This is a genomic window from Paenibacillus sp. JSM ZJ436 (genome assembly GCF_044383795.1).
Classification (GTDB): domain Bacteria; phylum Bacillota; class Bacilli; order Paenibacillales; family Paenibacillaceae; genus Paenibacillus_AQ; species Paenibacillus_AQ algicola.
Genome location: NZ_JBISEO010000017.1, coordinates 1 through 17,747 on the forward strand (window position 1 = coordinate 1; position 17,747 = coordinate 17,747).

Annotated in this window: 15 protein-coding genes and 1 rRNA gene; 5 read left to right on the forward strand and 11 right to left on the reverse strand. The window is 50.5% G+C overall.

Features of this window, described 5'->3' with window-relative positions:
- From ACH6EH_RS16835 to gyrA, 3 genes are all read right to left on the reverse strand, one after another.
- Positions 1-200 (reverse strand): 16S ribosomal RNA (locus tag ACH6EH_RS16835); the annotation flags it as partial.
- A 298-nt stretch (positions 201-498) separates the two neighbouring features.
- Positions 499-1,611 carry an HD-GYP domain-containing protein gene (locus tag ACH6EH_RS16840; RefSeq protein WP_397333189.1) on the reverse strand — a complete coding sequence of 371 codons (1,113 nt, stop codon included), beginning with the start codon at positions 1,609-1,611 and terminating at the stop codon, positions 499-501.
- A gap of 168 nt (positions 1,612-1,779) precedes the next feature.
- Positions 1,780-4,275 (reverse strand): DNA gyrase subunit A, encoded by a 2,496-nt coding sequence (gene gyrA, locus ACH6EH_RS16845; protein ID WP_397333190.1) that lies wholly within the window; start codon positions 4,273-4,275, stop codon positions 1,780-1,782.
- 350 nt (positions 4,276-4,625) lie between these two features.
- On the opposite strand from gyrA, the gene ACH6EH_RS16850 reads away from it, so the two are divergent.
- Entirely contained in the window at positions 4,626-5,411 is a 786-nt protein-coding gene (locus tag ACH6EH_RS16850; protein ID WP_397333191.1) for a YheC/YheD family protein, read from the forward strand.
- A 66-nt stretch (positions 5,412-5,477) separates the two neighbouring features.
- Here ACH6EH_RS16850 and gyrB read toward each other — a convergent pair whose 3' ends face one another.
- The 8 genes from gyrB to ACH6EH_RS16890 form a co-directional block, all read right to left on the reverse strand.
- A complete protein-coding gene (gene gyrB, locus ACH6EH_RS16855) occupies positions 5,478-7,388 on the reverse strand; it encodes a DNA topoisomerase (ATP-hydrolyzing) subunit B (protein ID WP_397333192.1) in 1,911 nt (636 codons plus the stop codon).
- Positions 7,389-7,430: 42 nt separating this feature from the next.
- Entirely contained in the window at positions 7,431-7,682 is a 252-nt protein-coding gene (gene remB / locus ACH6EH_RS16860) for an extracellular matrix regulator RemB (RefSeq protein WP_397333228.1), read from the reverse strand.
- 13 nt (positions 7,683-7,695) lie between these two features.
- Complete coding sequence (gene recF, locus ACH6EH_RS16865) at positions 7,696-8,808, reverse strand: DNA replication/repair protein RecF (protein WP_397333193.1); 1,113 nt, start codon at positions 8,806-8,808, stop codon at positions 7,696-7,698.
- 54 nt (positions 8,809-8,862) lie between these two features.
- Positions 8,863-9,078 carry a S4 domain-containing protein YaaA gene (gene yaaA / locus ACH6EH_RS16870; RefSeq protein ID WP_397333194.1) on the reverse strand — a complete coding sequence of 72 codons (216 nt, stop codon included), beginning with the start codon at positions 9,076-9,078 and terminating at the stop codon, positions 8,863-8,865.
- Between the two features lie 39 nt (positions 9,079-9,117).
- Positions 9,118-10,260 carry a DNA polymerase III subunit beta gene (gene dnaN, locus ACH6EH_RS16875; RefSeq protein ID WP_397333195.1) on the reverse strand — a complete coding sequence of 381 codons (1,143 nt, stop codon included), beginning with the start codon at positions 10,258-10,260 and terminating at the stop codon, positions 9,118-9,120.
- A 196-nt stretch (positions 10,261-10,456) separates the two neighbouring features.
- Positions 10,457-11,803, reverse strand: a complete 1,347-nt coding sequence (dnaA, locus tag ACH6EH_RS16880; protein ID WP_138223893.1) for a chromosomal replication initiator protein DnaA — start codon at positions 11,801-11,803, stop codon at positions 10,457-10,459.
- A gap of 552 nt (positions 11,804-12,355) precedes the next feature.
- A complete protein-coding gene (gene gntK, locus ACH6EH_RS16885; RefSeq protein WP_397333229.1) occupies positions 12,356-13,891 on the reverse strand; it encodes a gluconokinase in 1,536 nt (511 codons plus the stop codon).
- 140 nt (positions 13,892-14,031) lie between these two features.
- A complete protein-coding gene (locus ACH6EH_RS16890; protein WP_397333230.1) occupies positions 14,032-14,706 on the reverse strand; it encodes a GntR family transcriptional regulator in 675 nt (224 codons plus the stop codon).
- 509 nt (positions 14,707-15,215) lie between these two features.
- Between ACH6EH_RS16890 and rpmH the strand changes: the two genes are divergently transcribed.
- From rpmH to jag, 4 genes are all read left to right on the forward strand, one after another.
- Positions 15,216-15,350, forward strand: coding sequence for a 50S ribosomal protein L34 (rpmH, locus tag ACH6EH_RS16895; RefSeq protein ID WP_138227544.1), 135 nt, complete (start codon positions 15,216-15,218; stop codon positions 15,348-15,350).
- 186 nt (positions 15,351-15,536) lie between these two features.
- The gene (gene rnpA / locus ACH6EH_RS16900) at positions 15,537-15,887 is read left to right on the forward strand and encodes a ribonuclease P protein component (RefSeq protein WP_397333196.1); all 351 of its coding nucleotides are present in this window, start codon (positions 15,537-15,539) and stop codon (positions 15,885-15,887) included.
- A gap of 74 nt (positions 15,888-15,961) precedes the next feature.
- A complete protein-coding gene (locus tag ACH6EH_RS16905) occupies positions 15,962-16,834 on the forward strand; it encodes a YidC/Oxa1 family membrane protein insertase (protein WP_397333197.1) in 873 nt (290 codons plus the stop codon).
- Positions 16,831-17,610 carry an RNA-binding cell elongation regulator Jag/EloR gene (gene jag, locus ACH6EH_RS16910; protein ID WP_397333198.1) on the forward strand — a complete coding sequence of 260 codons (780 nt, stop codon included), beginning with the start codon at positions 16,831-16,833 and terminating at the stop codon, positions 17,608-17,610. Before ACH6EH_RS16905 ends, jag begins: the two co-directional genes overlap by 4 nt.
- Positions 17,611-17,747 lie beyond the last annotated feature (137 nt).

Genomic DNA, 17,747 nt, shown 5'->3' on the forward strand with positions numbered 1-17,747 from the left:
CTATGCAGCGAAATCAACTATCCGGTATTAGCTACCGTTTCCGGTAGTTATCCCAGTCTTGAGGGCAGGTTGCCTACGTGTTACTCACCCGTCCGCCGCTAAGCATCAGGAGTGCAAGCACTCCATCAACTCCGCTCGACTTGCATGTATTAGGCACGCCGCCAGCGTTCGTCCTGAGCCAGGATCAAACTCTCCATGAAAGTTGAGTTCAATTGCTCATTTCAAAACTGACGAGATTATAAAATCTCATTGTTGATCTCACCCGAAGGCAAGATCGCTTTAACTCACTCGTTGTTCAGTTTTCAAAGATCAATTCTGTTTCTGTCGCTCCGACAACCTCTCGTCTCAGCAACTTTTATAGTATATCACGTTCCAACCAACTTAGCAAGCACTTTTTTGAGGCTTTTTAAATTTGATGGATGCTGTGATTAACATCATCGCTCGAAGCGACAAGAAATAATATATCACAGCATCACGGCTAGAGTCAACCTAGTTAGCTCAGGAAATAACTTCCTCAATATGGAGCTGCCTTTGCTGCATCAAATTTATGATCTGTCCCTCAATAGATACCATTGGACGTGTGGGGTGCTGGCTGTCTGTAAATACAATCTCTCCTACCTTTTGCGAGCTGAGCTTAACCTTGGTTCCATGATGCAGTGCAGTTACCTTTTGAATAAAGGTCTGTACAATGACGGGATCCAGCTTGCCGAATGCCTCCAGCTGAATCTGCTCCAGGACCAGGTATGGGGACTGCGCGCTGCCATAGAACTTGTCCAGCGTCATCGCGTGGAAAATGTCAGTCACGGCCACAATCTTGGAATAGATATGAATCTTGCTTCCGTCCAGCTTCAGAGGATAGCCAGAACCGTCCACTTTCTCATGGTGCTGAAGCGCGGCAAGACGTACGCCCTCATTAATAGCGGCTACATTCTTGAGGATCTGATAGCCGTACGTGGTATGCCGGCGCATCTCCTCATTCTCTTCCCCGGTAAGGCGGTTCGGCTTGTTCAGCAGCAGAGGATCAATCCTTACGTTTCCGATATCATGCAGCAGTCCTGCAAAGGCGACCTGAATCCAGTCCTTCGACGGGAGGCCCAGCCATTGGGCGAGCTTGTACGAAGACAGCGCACACAGAACCGCATTATGGTATCGATAATCATTACGATTGGTCATGCGTGGAGCAAATTTGAGAACATCATACTCTTTTTGGTGCTCCATCAGATGCTCCATCTGCTTTCGGACCTCATAGATGCGCAGCTCGCCAGCAATGGCGGATTGATAGCAGGATTTCACCAGCGTCAGCATTCTATCGTATTCTTCATGCAGGGGCAGATCCTTCTTGAAGGACTGCTCTTGGGCTTCTGGACTCACATCGGGGTCAGCAAACAGCAGCGAAGGCTTCTGTCCTGCTGTCTTTACGGCCGGAATCTTGTTGCCATCCCCCTCGGCACCTTCAATATCGACCTGCTGCACCATAAATGCTTTGAGAACGTCCAGATCCCGGGGCAGCAAAATCTTCCCCTTCTGCATCAAAAGGCCGCCCAAAGGCGTATGTACATCCTGGGTTAATTTGACTCCGGCTTTTAAATCACTAACGGATTTGATCGTCATGATTAAACCTCTCCACCTGTTCTGTCAACGGATTCCTTGCGCTTGGTATACAAATTTTTACTTATTTATCCATAGTATATTACTACCTGATCCATCTGCACAAGGCTTATCTCACGTAAAAAAAAGAAAGCATGGATGCTTCCAGCACCCATGCCCCTCTCTTGCTGCCTACATATCCTGCTCAGTCGAAGGCTCGTCTCCTTCAAATGGAGCATCTTCATCCTCATCCTCAGCAGGCTCCTCGCTCTTATCTACACGGCAGACGGTCGCCACATGGTCATCCTCGCGAATGTTAATCAAGCGGACGCCTTGGGTGTATCTGCCCATGGTAGAGATGCCCTCCATGCTTGTACGGATAATCGTTCCGCTAGCGGTAATCACCATCAGGTCCTCTTCCGATTTCACGACCTTCAGGCTGACAACAGGACCGTTCTTCTCCGTTACATTAATCGTCTTGATGCCGCGTCCGCCGCGGGTCTGGGAACGATAGTCTGAGACCGGTGTACGTTTGCCGTAGCCCTTGCTCGTAACGATCAGGATATCCAGCTCCTTGTCCACCACATCCATGCCGATGACAGAATCCCCGTCGCCCAGCGTAATGCCCTTGACTCCGGTTGCACTCCGTCCCATGGATCTGACGTCACTCTCTCCGAAGCGGATAGACATCCCGTGTGCGGTACCCATAATGATCTCCTGCTGGCCGTCAGTCAGCTTCACATCGATCAGAGAGTCCTCTTCCCGCAGATTAATGGCGATCAATCCGCCCTTACGGATGTTCACATAATCCTCGAGCGGTGTTTTTTTCACGATACCTTCACGGGTGGCAAAGAACAGATAGTCATTGTTCTCAAAGCTCTCTACCGGAATAACAGCGTTAATGGTCTCTCCCTGTTCAATCTGGATCAGGTTGATGATCGGGGTTCCGCGTGCAGTCCGGCTCAGCTCCGGAATCTCATACGCCTTCAGGCGGTACGCCTTGCCCTTATCCGTGAAGAACATGAGATAGTGGTGCGAATTGGTACCGAACAGGTGCTCCACGAAATCCTCGCTCTTCGTCCCCATACCGACCACGCCCTTGCCGCCGCGCTTCTGACTCCGATAGGTGTTGGCAGGCAGACGCTTGATATAGCCAGTATGGCTGATCGTAATGATAACCTCTTCGCGTGGAATCAGGTCCTCATCCAAAATGCTATCCTCGCCCACAATAATCTCTGTGCGACGGTCATCATTAAAGCGTGACTTGATCTCTTCCAGCTCATCGCTGATGATCTGCAGCACAAGAGATTCATTAGCCAAAATTTCTTTCAGCTCGGCAATCTTGGTCAACAGCTCCTGGTATTCATTCTCGATCTTCTCACGCTCGAGACCTGTCAGGCGCTGCAGACGCATATCCAGGATGGCCTGAGACTGCTCATGGCTAAGCCCAAAGCGCTCCATCAAGCCCTCGCGTGCCGCCTCTGTGGTCTGTGAAGCCCGGATTAAAGCAATAACCTCATCCAGATGATCCAGCGCAATACGGAGACCTTCGAGAATATGAGCTCGTGCTTCTGCTTTTCTTAATTCAAATTCTGTACGCCGGCGAATAACGATCACCTGATGATCCAGGTAATGGTGCAGCACATCGCGCAGGTTCAGGATCTTCGGCTCATTGTTCACGATCGCGAGCATGTTGATACCGAAATTAGACTGCATCGCAGTATGCTTATACAAGTTATTCAGCACCACGTTAGGATTCACATCGCGTCTGAGCTCGATCACAATACGCATCCCGTTACGGTCGGACTCATCGCGCAGATCTGTAATGCCGTCAATCCGCTTCTCGCGCACCAGCTCTGCAATCTTCTCCACCAGCCGCGCCTTATTCACCTGATAAGGAATCTCATGCACCACGATCCGGGCCTTGTGGTTGTTCTCCTCAATGGTAGCCTTCGCGCGCATCGTCACTGAGCCCCGGCCGGTCTGGTAAGCCTGGCGAATGCCGGCGCGCCCTACGATATAACCGGAGGTTGGGAAATCCGGCCCCTGAATGTAATCCATTAGCTCCAGCGGCGTAAGGTCCGGATTCTTGATCAGTGCCTGAACGCCGTCGATGACTTCACCCAGATTATGCGGTGGAATATTGGTAGCCATTCCGACCGCGATCCCCGATACGCCGTTGACCAGCAGATTCGGATAGCGGGCCGGCAGCACAACCGGTTCATGTTCTTCTCCGTCATAGTTTGGTGCAAAATCAATCGTTTCTTTATTAATATCCCGCAGCATTTCCATTGCCAGCTTGGACAGACGGGCTTCGGTATAACGCATTGCAGCCGCCATATCTCCGTCAATGGAGCCAAAGTTACCGTGGCCGTCGACCAGCATATAGCGCATGGAGAAGTCCTGAGCCATCCGTACCATGGATTCATAGACCGCAGAATCACCGTGCGGATGATACTTACCAATGACCTCACCGACAATTCTTGCGGACTTCTTATAGGGTTTATCGGGCGCCATGCCAAGCTCGGACATCGCGTACAAAATACGGCGGTGTACCGGCTTCAGTCCGTCACGCACGTCTGGCAGAGCCCGGCTGACAATGATACTCATCGCGTAATCCATAAAGGATTCACGCATTTCCGTACCGATGTCACGATCTTTAATTTGGGAGAAATTTTCTTCCGCCATGCTGGGCCTCCTTCATTTTCCTATCAACCATGCCCTCATCTATGTGAAAAAAGCAGAAAAGTAACCGTGAAAACGTCTGCATATACCCATAATTATATTACTTTCACAAAAAGAGTACAATTAAACGTCAACGCACTCCGGCCTATGAAAACTGTAATTTTGGCTTCAGGCTAGGGATACGCCCTGCCTTCTGCATCCATCTTCACATACACTGCAAAGCAAGGGATTTGAATAATTCTTCGAAAAGAAATGCAAATCTTCGCATCTTTATATTATACCATTGTTTGCAGTCCTTGTCCTGACTTTTCAAGAGACCTGACCCCAATGAAACCGGAAAGGAATGAGCAAGGTTGACTGTACAACGCGTTTCCAGCAAATGGGCCAAAACAAAAATCCTGCTTCTTAACAAAAGCCTGGCCTCCTACGTACCGGACACGGCTATCTACTCTTACAACGAGCTGCAGCATATGCTCGACGCCCACATCCTTGTATATATCAAGCCAGATCAGGGGACATACGGTAATGGCGTCATGTGTGTTGAAAAAGCTTCAGGCCTACTTGAAGAGCATACCAGCGCAAATGCCGTTCACTACCTTCTTCGCTATGAAACCAAAACAGAAGTGTATAAAGAGCTCGACGCACTGCACCGGGCTGTAGTCCATCTGTGCGGAGGCAAGGAATATATCATTCAGAAGGGCATTACACTCCTGAAAAAGAACGGAAGTCCCTTCGATCTTCGGGTGCTCACGCAGCAAACGCCATCCGGCAGCTGGGAAAGCACCGGAATGATCGGCCGGGTTGCCGCGCACCAGAAAATCATCACGAACCATCACAGCGGAGGCACGACCGCCCACTTCAGAAGCCTGATGAAAGACCATATGAATCCCGAGGAGGCCGAGCAGCTTCGCCGTAAGCTGAAGGATCTGGGCGTTCAGGTTGCAGGGCAGCTACAGAAGAAATACCGCAATCTGAAGGAGATTGGGCTGGACATCGCCATCGACGAGCGCTTTCACATTTGGATTTTGGAGGTCAACACCAAGCCGGCGCTATTCCCTTTCAAGAAGTTTTTTAAAAATCCAGCCATCTACCGCAAGGTCAAAAAATACGCGCTTGCCTACGGGCGCCGCAAGCTCTAAAGCCGCAAAAAAAGCGTGCCGCTTTCCGTTTCGGATAGGGCACGCTTTGCTCATTACACCATATATCTAGATATCCAGGTTACGCACAGATTTGGCATGCTCCTGAATGAAGTCCCGCCGCGGCTCAACATTATCCCCCATGAGGGTATCAAAAATGCTGTCCGCAAGAATGGCATCCTCAATCGTAACCTGAAGCATCGTGCGGCTCTCAGGGTCCATCGTCGTCTCCCACAGCTGCGCTGCGTTCATCTCACCAAGACCTTTATAGCGCTGAACGTTGAACTTGGCGTTCTCTCCGAAGCCGGCGATGATTTCATCCCGCTCCCGCTCCGTGCCCGCATAACGGACCACCTTGTTGCGCTCCACCTTAAACAGCGGCGGCTGTGCGATATACACGAAGCCCGCTTCGACAATCTTGCGCATGTACCGGTAGAAGAATGTCAGCAGCAGAGTACGGATATGAGCTCCATCTACGTCAGCATCCGTCATGATAATGATCTTGTGGTAACGAGCTTTATCCAGGTCGAAATCATCGCCAATGCCGGTACCAAGTGCCGTAATAATCGCCCGGATCTCGGTATTGGACAAGATACGGTCCAGCCTCGCCTTTTCGACGTTCAGAATCTTCCCCCGCAGCGGCAAAATAGCCTGGAAATGGCGGTCTCTGCCCTGCTTGGCAGATCCGCCGGCGGAGTCGCCTTCGACGATGTACAGCTCACTGATCGAAGCATCCTTGGAGGAGCAGTCGGCCAGCTTGCCCGGCAATGCACTGACTTCCAGAGCGCTCTTGCGGCGCGTCATCTCCCGCGCTTTACGGGCTGCTTCACGAGCTCGCGAGGCCTGCAGCGCTTTATCCAGGATCCGCCGGGATACCGACGGGTTCTCCTGCAGGAATTCCTGCAGCTTCTCTGAGAAGAGGGATTCCACGATGCCACGCGCCTCACTGTTGCCCAGCTTCGTCTTCGTCTGGCCTTCAAACTGCGGCTCCGGAATCTTGACCGAGATAATCGCGGTTAAGCCTTCACGCACATCGTCTCCGGTCAGATTGCCGCTGTTGTCCTTGATCAGGCCGGCTTTACGGGCATAATCATTAATAATCCGGGTGAGGGCGCTCTTGAAGCCAGATTCATGGGTTCCGCCCTCATGCGTGTTGATGTTGTTGGCGAAGGAGTAAATATTCTCGGTGTAGCTGTCATTGTACTGCAGGGACACCTCAACCTGAATATTGTCGCGGGAGCCCTCTACATAAATCGGCTCCTCATGCAGCGCCTGCTTGTTCTCATTCAGAAATTTCACGTACTCAATGATGCCGCCGTCATATTTGAACCGGTTGCTGACTCCCGTGCGCTCATCCATCAAGGAAAGGGCAATGCCCTTGTTCAGGAAGGCCAGCTCGCGGATGCGAGTCAACAGCGTTTGGTAATTGTATTCTGTCGTTTCTGTAAAAATCTCTGGATCCGGCAGGAAGGTCACGGTGGTGCCATGCTCATCACTGTCCCCGATCACCTGAATATCATATTGCGGAACACCCCGATGGTATTCCTGCTGATACACGTGGCCATCGCGTTTAACCTTAACGACCACCTTGCTCGACAAGGCGTTCACGACCGAGACGCCGACGCCGTGCAGACCGCCAGACACCTTGTAGCCGCCGCCGCCGAATTTACCCCCGGCATGGAGCACTGTCATGACGACCTCCAGCGTGGATTTCTTCAGCTTGGCATTCTCACCGACCGGAATACCGCGACCGTTATCAATGACCGTAATACTGTTATCCTTATGGACGATAACCTCGATCTCATCACAGATGCCGGCCATCGCTTCATCAATGCTGTTATCCACCACTTCCCAGACCAGGTGGTGCAGCCCCTTCTCACTGGTGGATCCGATATACATCCCCGGACGTTTGCGGACGGCCTCCAAGCCTTCCAGCACCTGAATCTGATTCTCATCATAAGCCGGTTGATTCATAGACATGCCTTCACCTACTTTTACAGATTGTTAAGCCAGTAGCGATCGTTAAGCGTTCGCAATAAATAAGTTTGCTCGTTTCTTGAGCGTAGCCGAGGAAATTGGAGAATAGTAAACGATGCCCTTGGTCACGACAATGGATTTAGGATCCTCTTCGCCGATAAACTCAACCACCTTGTTTTGCTTGGCATGCGTAATGAACTGCTTGGAGACCTTTGAGGACTTCTCAATCGAAACATCAAAGATGCCAACCAGCTCGGAGGATCGGATAATCTTCTCGCCACCCAAATGAATATAGATTGAAATTCACTCCTTAAAGGTCCACCTGACCACTGTGAACCGTATAAATACGGGCATCCTTTAATTTATCAGTATTGAGGCTCTCTACGCCTGTCGCCGTTATGAACGTTTGTACTTTGCTTTGAAAGGTTTCAATCAGCTGAGTCTGACGGTACGGATCCAGCTCCGACAGCACATCATCCAGCAGCAGCACCGGATACTCTCCGATCTCCTCCTGAATAAGCTCGATTTCCGCGAGTTTAAGGGACAGCGCGGTTGTCCGCTGCTGACCCTGGGATCCATACGTCTGCACTTCCTTGCCGTTTATATAAAAGGCCAGGTCGTCTCGATGAGGACCGGCCAGCGTCATGCCGCGTCTGATTTCCTGATCTTTCACTTGTGATAATTTTATCATAAACGCCTCAAATAAGACAGCTTCATCTTCTTCCTCCGTATTGGAGAACGAAGGCAGGTATAGCAGCTGCAGCTCCTCCAGGCCGTTCGTAATCCCCTGATGGATGCTTTCCGCCCACTTTTGCAGCTTTTTTATAAATTGTTTCCTCTTCTTTACAATTTTAACACCGTGCTCAACAAGCTGGGCATTCCAAATATCCAGCATCCCCTGCTGGGAGGCATCCTTCCCCCATAAGCTCTTCAGCAGATTGTTGCGCTGCAGCAGCACCTTCTGATATTGCTGCAGATGAAACAGATAGCTTGGCGTTACCTGCCCGATCTCCATATCGAGAAACCGGCGGCGGATGCCGGGTGTACCTTTTACAATTTCGAGATCCTCCGGAGCGAACATAACCACATTCAGCGTTCCGATAAAGTCGCTCAGCTTCCGCTGCTCCAGCCCGTTAATGCGTGCCTTCTTCCCCTGTGTGGAAAGCGACAGCTCCAGCTTCAGGCTGCCGTATTTCTTCTCCACCTCGGCGGCCATATGGGCATGGCTCTGATCAAAAGCGATCAGCTCCTTATCCTTGGAGGTGCGGTGGCTTTTGCTCAGGGCAAGAACGAACAGGGCTTCCACCAGATTGGTTTTGCCCTGTGCATTTTGACCGATGATTAAATTAACGTCTCCGAAGGAATCCAGATGCAGGTGCTCATAGTTGCGATAGTGCTGTAAACGGATGTTTTTCACAAACAAGCGGATTCACTCCCTATTGTTGTCGCCGCATTTAGGTGTTTAGCAGCTTCCCTCTTATTGTGCAGCGACCTGGAAGCTTCCGCAATCCTCCACCTCGACCTGATCTCCCGGATACAGCTTCCGCCCTCGGCGCTCCTCGCTCTCTCCGTTTACCTTCACCATGCCCTCATGCAAAAGAGCCTTGGCCATGCCGCCTGTGGATACACAATCCGCCAGCTTCAAAAATGTATCCAGCTTAATATATTCACTGTGGATAGTTATTAATTTCATGTCTGATCCTTTCGGTCCCGCTGATCTGGGGATAACTTTTTAGTTGGTTGTGCGGTACGGCAGGATGATATACATGCTGCGGCTGTCATCCAGAGGCTTCAGAATAATCGGGCTCATCACACCGGTAAAGGCAATCATCAGCTGCTCGCTCTCAACGACCTTCAGCACGTCCAGCATATATTTGGAGTTGAATGAGATTTTCAAAGGCTCGCCCTTGAATTCTGCCAGCTCTAGCTCTTCACGAACCTTCCCCAGCTCGGAGGAGCTCGATGAAATTTCAATGCCTCCATGCTCCATCGTCTGCATGCGCACAATATTTGTTTTCTCCTCTTTGGACAGCAAATAAGCACGGTCAATGGATTCGCTCAGCTTTTTGGTGTCAAGAATGAGTTCTGTTTTGTGCGTAGTCGGAATAATTCTAGTAGTGTCCGGGTAAATCCCGTCCAAAATACGCGAGTAAAAGAGCACGCGATCGATTTTGAACAGCACCTGATTGTCAGCAACGACAATATCAACGAGGGTGTTCTGGTCTGGCACGATTTTGCTCAGCTCATTCAGCGTTTTGCCTGCAATAACGATATTGTTCAATTTCATCTCCTCAACGCCATCCAGCTTGGCAGAGCGGGTAGCCAGGCGGTGACGGTCCGTTGCCGTAAACTTCAGCTCCCCCTCTGACAAATTCCAGAGCACGCCGGTTAGAATCGGTGTCGTCTCGTGTGTGGAAATGGAGAAGACGGTCTGCTTGATCATATTTTTGAGCAGATCGCCAGGGACAGAGACACTTTGGCTGTCATCAATGCTTGGCAGTACCGGGAATTCTTCAGGGTCCAGGCCAACCATCTGAATTTCGGTAGCACCTGCAGAGATAAAGGTCTGGAAGTTCTCTTTAACCTCCATCTGCACCTCGGAAGAAGGCAGCTTCTTAATAATCTCCACGAAAAATTTAGCAGGCAGCACGACACTGCCGGGCTGGTCCACCTGCACAATGGTCTGCTTCTCATCCTCAGCCGGGATAAAGGATTGAATCGATATATCCGTATCGCTCGCGGTTAAGGTAACCCCCTGGCGGTTCACATCCAGCTTAATCCCGCTCAGAATCGGAATCGTCGTACGGCTGGAAATGGCTTTGGATACATGTTGAATGGATTCGTTCAAAAATGATTTGAGGATACTGATTTTCATAGTTTCACTCCTTGAGCAATTTGAAGAAGCACGGATGATTAAGCATTGCCGGAAAGCATCGTCTTCTCTATGGATATATCTTTATTAATTAATAGTATTAGTAGTAGGGGCACTGAATATGTGGATAAGCTCGATAAACCCCATAAAATTAAGCCTATCCACATGTGTACAGAGTGTGCATAGGCTTTGGACTTGTTCAGGTAGGGTTTTTGATTTTCTCTGTAATGTTGTTGATAACTTTAAAGAGCTCCTGGTCGGCCTTGATCGACTGCGTGATCTTCTCATGAGCATGGATGACGGTAGTATGATCACGTCCGCCAAAAGCCTCTCCGATCTTGGGCAGGGAGTAATCCGTCAGCTCGCGGGACAAGTACATGGCAATTTGCCGCGGAAATGCGACAGCCTTAGTTCTCTTGCGGGCCTTGAAATCCTCAAGCCTTAAATTATAGTACTCGCCAACCTTCTGCTGGATGTCCTGAATCGTGATGATTCTAGGACGGCTCGAAGGAATGATGTCCTTCAGCGCTTCGGCAGCCAGATGGGTCGTGACATCCTGATTCGTCAGAGAGGAATAGGCAACCACGCGAATAAGCGCGCCTTCCAGCTCGCGGATGTTCGTATCAATCTGATTGGCAATGTACATCATCGCCTCATTCGGAATGTCCAGGTTCTCGGCCTTGGCCTTCTTGCGGAGGATGGCGATCCGGGTCTCCAGATCCGGCGGCTGAATGTCGGTAATCAGTCCCCATTCGAAGCGGGAGCGCAGCCGTTCCTCCAGTGTCGGAATTTCCTTCGGCGGCCGGTCACTGGAAATAATAATCTGCTTCCGTTCCTCATGCAGCGCGTTAAACGTATGGAAAAATTCCTCCTGGGTCGATTCCTTCCCCGCCAGAAACTGAATATCGTCAATAAGCAAAATATCGACGTTGCGGTATTTGTTGCGGAAGCTCTCCGCCCGGTTGTCCCGGATGGAGTTGATGAACTCGTTGGTAAACTTCTCGGAGGAGATGTATACCACCTTACTGCTTGGATTGTGCTCCAGAATATAATGTCCGATCGCATGCATCAGATGGGTCTTCCCCAGCCCTACTCCCCCGTATAGAAAAAGAGGATTGTACGCCTTCGCCGGCGCTTCCGCGACAGCCAGTGAGGCAGCATGGGCAAAACGGTTCCCCGAGCCGATGACAAAGGTATCAAACGTGTATTTCTGGTTCAGCATATGCGACTGGATCTCATCGCTGGACACCTGCATAGCCGGTGCCGGCTGCTGTGGTGCAGGCTCCGCCGACTTGACCTCCTCAATCACAAAGCGTACATCCACCTCCTTGCCCAGCACTTCATACACCGTTGTGCTGACCAGCTTGGTGTATCTGCTTTCCAGCCATTCCACCGCAAAGGTGGTTGGGGCGGAGATGATGACGGAGTGATCGTTCAGCGTCATTGCTTTGGTGGCTTTAAACCAAGTGTCAAAGCTCGGCTTGCTCAGCTTGGTTTGTATGATCGATAAGATTTGCTGCCATAGTTCGGAAGTATGGCTTTCCAAAACCGTCACTCCTTTAAATCTCCAAATCCGGCGCCAGGCGCCACAGTACAATTGTCGAAAGAAAATGAATGATGTAGATTTATCCCCAGAGCTAGACCTTTATAAAAACAAAAAAAGATGGATAAATTGAAATTGTTCACAACTTTATCCACAGCCTGTTAATAATATGATGGGTACATTCACATATTCACATCCAAAAGTAATATCATCATAGCAAAAGAGCGCCCTGTTTTCAATGCATGGAAGGAATTTATCCACAAATTCAAGACGTTGTGCATAATTATTATTCACACCACTACATATTGTTTATAAGCTGTTCAGCTTTCGACATCTTTTGAGGAAGAGCGATAAAATTTGTACACAGCTTGTCCGGAACAAAGAGGAGGAAATGGGGATCATGTCGTCCTGTGGATGAATGGAGTCGTGTGAGTGCCTGTGGGTAACTGAGGATTATGGTTTGAGAGAAGCGTTTATGATGGGAGCAAAAAAAGCGGCGGCCGCACCGAAGTGCGGCCGCCGCTTTTGGATGAAAAGCAGGGGAATCTTGAAATATTAGAAGCCGGCTTGCTCCTGGCTGCGCTGAAACTCCGCAATGGCCTCATAATCCTCTTCCAGCTTGCGTGAAATACGGATGAAAATCGGAAGCAGCTTCTTATAGACAGCGGCGTTCTCTTCTACCGGGCGATGCTCAAAGGTGCCGCCAACCATCTGGCTTACGATGTCGAGGCTGCTGCTGCGGCCGGTGGCGTACAGGCCCAGCACGACGGCTCCGAGACAGGAGCTTTCATAGCTTTCCGGCACGATCACCTGCTGATCAAAAATATCGGCCATCATCTGCCTCCAGATGGGGGAGCGGGCAAAGCCGCCGGTCGCATGAATGATGGACGGGCGACCGACCTGTTCCTCCATGGCTAGCAGGACGGTGTACATATTAAAGATGACGCCCTCTAATACGGAGCGGATCATATGCTCCTTCTGATGATTCAGCGTCAGGCCGAAAAAGGAACCGCGGGCGTTAGGATCCCACAGCGGGGCCCGTTCTCCGGTGAGGAAGGGGTGAAACAGCAGTCCATTGCTGCCTGGCGGCACCCGCTCCGCGATTTTGGTCAGAACATCATAGGCGCTGATGCCCATCCGTTTGGCCGTTTCAATCTCCGAAGCAGCCAGCTGATCACGCACCCAGCGGAAGATCATCCCGCCATTGTTCACCGGTCCGCCGATCACCCATTTGTCTTCGGTGAGCGCATAGCAGAAAATACGCCCCTTGGGATCGGTCATCGGCTGATCCACCACGGTACGAATTGCCCCGCTTGTGCCGATCGTGGCGGCTACAACGCCAGGCTTGATCGCATCGACGCCCAGATTGGACAGCACACCATCGCTCGCTCCCACTACAAAAGAGGTAGAGGGGGAGAGCAGCATGGCTGCGGCATAGCCGGCATTCAGTCCCTGCATGACATGTGTCGTCGGTACGAGCTCTGAGAGCTGTGACTCCTGAATGCCAGCAATGCGCAGCGCTTCCTGATCCCAGCGTAATGAATATAGATTCATCATCCCCGTAGCGGATGCAATAGAGTGATCGACGACATATTTTCCAAACAGCTTGTAAAAAATATATTCCTTAATCGAAATAAATTTCTCCGTCCGCTCAAAAATTTCTTTCTCATCCTGGCTCAGCCACATCAGCTTGGTGATGGGAGACATGGGATGGATGGGCGTGCCGGTTCGGAGATACAGCTCATGGCCGTTCATCTCCTTCTTCAGGCGACTTGCCCAGTCCGAACTCCGGTTGTCCGCCCAGGTAATACAACGGGTTAACGCTTTCCCGTCCTTGTCCATCGCGATTACACTGTGCATAGCGGAGCTGAAGCTGACGAACATAACCTCTGAAGCATCAATGCCGCCCTGCAGCATGACGTCCTTCACGGAAGCAATAACCGCCTGAAAAATCTGCTCCGGCTCCTGTTCAGCAATTGAAGGAGTCGGTGTGAGCAGGGGATATTCTTCACCGGCCTTGGCGACAAAATCACCATTTTCCTTAAAGAGTACCGCTTTCGTGCTGGTCGTTCCGATATCTACGCCGATCATATATTGTGATTTCACAGATTTATTACCTTCCTTTACTGAATGTTTAGTAGAGTTTAATCCTATGTATACTTGTCGACAACCTGATTAGCAGTGTAGAGACTGATGAACAGCATTCTGCTTGAGGGAACGCCTGTTGCAACCTAGCCGGGAAAGCTTTGATGGAGGGTACGGCGTGAATCTTCAAAATATTCCTTCACCGCAGCCTGCAGCCGGGCCTCATCGCGGGATTTCAGCGAGTCCAGTAAAAGTCGATGCTTGTGCAGCACGGCTTCAAGCCGTGTGCCGCCTTCCTGAAAAATCCGCTCGGTTGTAATGAGCATCACCGTCATGATGATGGGCCGAATGCTTTTCCATAAATGCAGCATCCGCTGATGCTTCGCCTCTAGAACCACCATCTCATGAAATGCTATATCCTGAAAGGAAAATTCCACGGGATCGCGGTGCCTCGCGGCTAGCTCCATCCGGTCTAAGATATGCTGAAGCTGATCCATCCATACGGTGTGACCGTTCATCAGCATCCGGCTCTGCACAAAGCTTTCGATCAGGTACCTGACATCATACAGCTCCTCGACATCCTTTTGGCTCATGCCCTGAACCACAGCGCCCATCCGCTTCAGCGTGATCAGGCCTTCCGCTGACAGCGTTCTGAACGCTTCCCGCACAGGAGAACGGCTCGTTCCGAAATGACCCGCAATCCGGTTCTCTGACAACACGTCTCCCGGAGAAAGCACACCTTTAATGATTTGCAGCCGGAGCTCGCAGGAAATTCTCTCCCCAAGCGAAGCGCCCTGCAGCCAGCTTACTGGGTATTGCACATTCATGAGCTTCCATCCATTCCTCTTTTAAAAATAGGGATACCCTATTTTACCACAACTTGAGCAAGGGCGCCGCAGCCGGATCAAGCCATCACTGTTGCCGTGCATCAACGTCCATACGTTCGGTCATATAGAACGTATGATACCTTCACCTAGACTGCCAACTTAAAATGACTACCCTAGTCTATAGCTTGTAGAAGGGATCAGGCTACTGGCTTGAACCAGCCACGCAGCCCGGACATAGCATCTAATTCCGAAAAAAATAATTATCCACATGGGGATAATTCTAAACCTTGCCGGAAGGAGGCTGAAGCTGTGGAAAACTTTTTGGAGCCGAAGAGATACGAGCTTACTTTGGGCATTGACTTCAGTGATTTAGTATGATTAAATATATAAAGGTGTTTTCTGTGAGATGTATGGAATGTTTTCAATTGCGACGATCTCTTGAATGAAGACCGTTTATGCTTGAATATGACAAGATCAGATTCCTGTAAGGGGGTGCAACCATCATGAAACAGACTTTTAAACCGAATGTAAGCAAGCGCAGCAAAGTTCACGGCTTCCGTAAAAGAATGAGCTCCAAGAATGGACGTAAAGTACTGGCTAACCGCCGCCAGAAAGGCAGAAAAGTACTGAGCGCTTAATGCTGGGCCCTGAAGACCACTGCGGTGGTCTTTTTTTCTTGAGAGCATGGTGGCAGTCTTTATAAAAGAGGAAGGACCGTTTATAAAGCTGTTGCGGTGCCGATACTATTTTATATAGTAGAAACTTGCCGGAGGCAGGGAATATTATATTTCCTTCATTACGAGCCGGCAGACCGGGAGAGACGGATGGAAAAGAAGCTGCGTTTACGGAACCGGGCCGATTTCAGCCGCGTTTATCGTCATGGTAAATCTTTTGCCAACCATCAGTTTGTGGTGTATTGGTCCCGCAAAAAAGAGGTTGAGCAGTTTCGCGCGGGGATCTCGGTCAGCAAAAAGGTGGGCAACGCGGTTGTCCGCAACCGGATGAGGCGGCTGGTCAAAGAAATTGTGCGCCATCATCAGGATGAGATTATAGAGCAGATCGACCTGATCTTCATTGTCCGGAAGGGAGCCCTCGGCAAATCCTATCAGGAGCTGGAGAAAAGTGTATTGCATGTGTTGCGCAAATCGTCACTGTTAAAGGCTAGGAAGCGGTGAGCTTGTGTTTATTTGTGCATATAAATATGGTATGATTTACGTTGGAATGGAATGGTTAAGAGAGGGGTTATGAAGTGTCGCTAACAAAGACAAGACGAGGGAAATGGATCCTCCTCACCGCTTTGCTGGTGCTGTCCATGACGGTGCTGTCAGGATGTGCTCCTGGTCAAGACCAGATGCGCAGCATTGACGACCTGAAGAATGGAGGCTTCTGGCAGAGCAACGTCGTGTATTACTTTACTCTAGGTCTCGACACCTTTGCCGATTGGTTTAACGGGGAATACGGTTTTTCCGTCCTTGTGATGGTGTTGATTGTCCGCACCTTGATCCTGCCGTTAACGCTGAAGCAGGTTCGAAGCTCCAAGGCCATGCAGGCTATTCAGCCGGAGCTGATGAAGATTCGGGAGAAGTACAAGGATCAGCCGGAGAAGGTTCAAATGGAAACGATGAAGCTGTTCCAGGAGAACAAGGTAAATCCGATGGCGGGCTGTCTGCCGCTGATCGTGCAGATGCCGATCTTTATCGCGTTATATCAATCCATTTACTTTAACGGACCGCTTCGCTCTCATGAATTCTTGTGGATGCAGCTTGGCGAACCGGACAAGCTGTTTATTTTGCCGGTGCTGGCTGCTGCAACAACGTACCTGCAAACCAAGATGATGATGAAGATGAACCCGTCTCCTCAGATGGGTGTGATGCAGTTCATGCTGTTCGTATATCCGATCCTGATCTTCGTAATGTCGTTCCAGTTCCCGGCGGCACTGCCGTTGTACTGGTTCTACAGCAATCTGTATACGATCGTGCAGAACTATTTCTTATACCGCAACAATGACAAGACTGTACTTACCGCGAATGTAGCGGCGGCCACGACTTCCTCCGTTCAGAACAAGAGCAAAGGGCCACGGAACGGGAAAAAAGGGAAAAAAGGAGCCAAGAAATCAAGATGAATAAACTCGTCGCAACAGGAAAAACCGTTGAGGATGCTGTCAACCAAGGACTTGCCCGGCTGTCTGCCAGCCGGGATCAGGTATCGGTTCAAATTTTAAGTCAGCCGTCCAAAGGATTCCTGGGATGGTTCAGCCGGGAAGCGAAGGTAGAGCTTACGCTTCAGGCTGAACCTGCCCGCGGCGACTCACTTGATCACAATAAGGCATATGCTTCCACCCAGGATGAAGCAGCAACAGCTGTGGAAGTCCCGGATGCTTCTGAAACAGAGGCAACTGCAGACCGCGCGCCGACAGCAACAGTCTCACCGGAAGCGGCAAAGGATAACGATCCCTTTGAGGAGGCAGTAAGCTTTCTCATAGAGACCGCGAAGGCGATGGGGCTGAGTATTACGGTGCACGTGGAGCACGGCCATGATCAAACGACCCTGAACATTTCCGGGGATGATCTCGGCATGCTGATCGGCCGTCGCGGCCAAACGCTGGACGCGCTACAGTATCTCGCGAACATTGTAGCCAATCGCTACGCTGACCGCTATCTGCGAATTGTATTGGATGCTGAGAATTTCAGGGCCCGCCGGCAGAAGACGCTGGAGGGACTGGCGGACCGGCTCGCGAAGCAGGCGGTCAGTACGAAGAAGGAAGTAGCGCTGGAGCCGATGCCGGCTTCAGAGCGCAAGATCATTCATGCACGACTGCAGAATCACGCTGCTGTGAAGACGTACAGCAAGGGTGATGAGCCGAACCGCCGTGTTGTTATTAGCAGCCGGCGGTCGTAAAGAAGATTCCATCGCAATGACTCCTTGACCAGTGAAGGGGTCATTGTTTTTTTAAGAAGACACAAAGGCAGGCTGAACAAAGAGCTTTAAGATGACAGGATAACGGCCATTAGCCGATGATGATATAGAGAACAGGG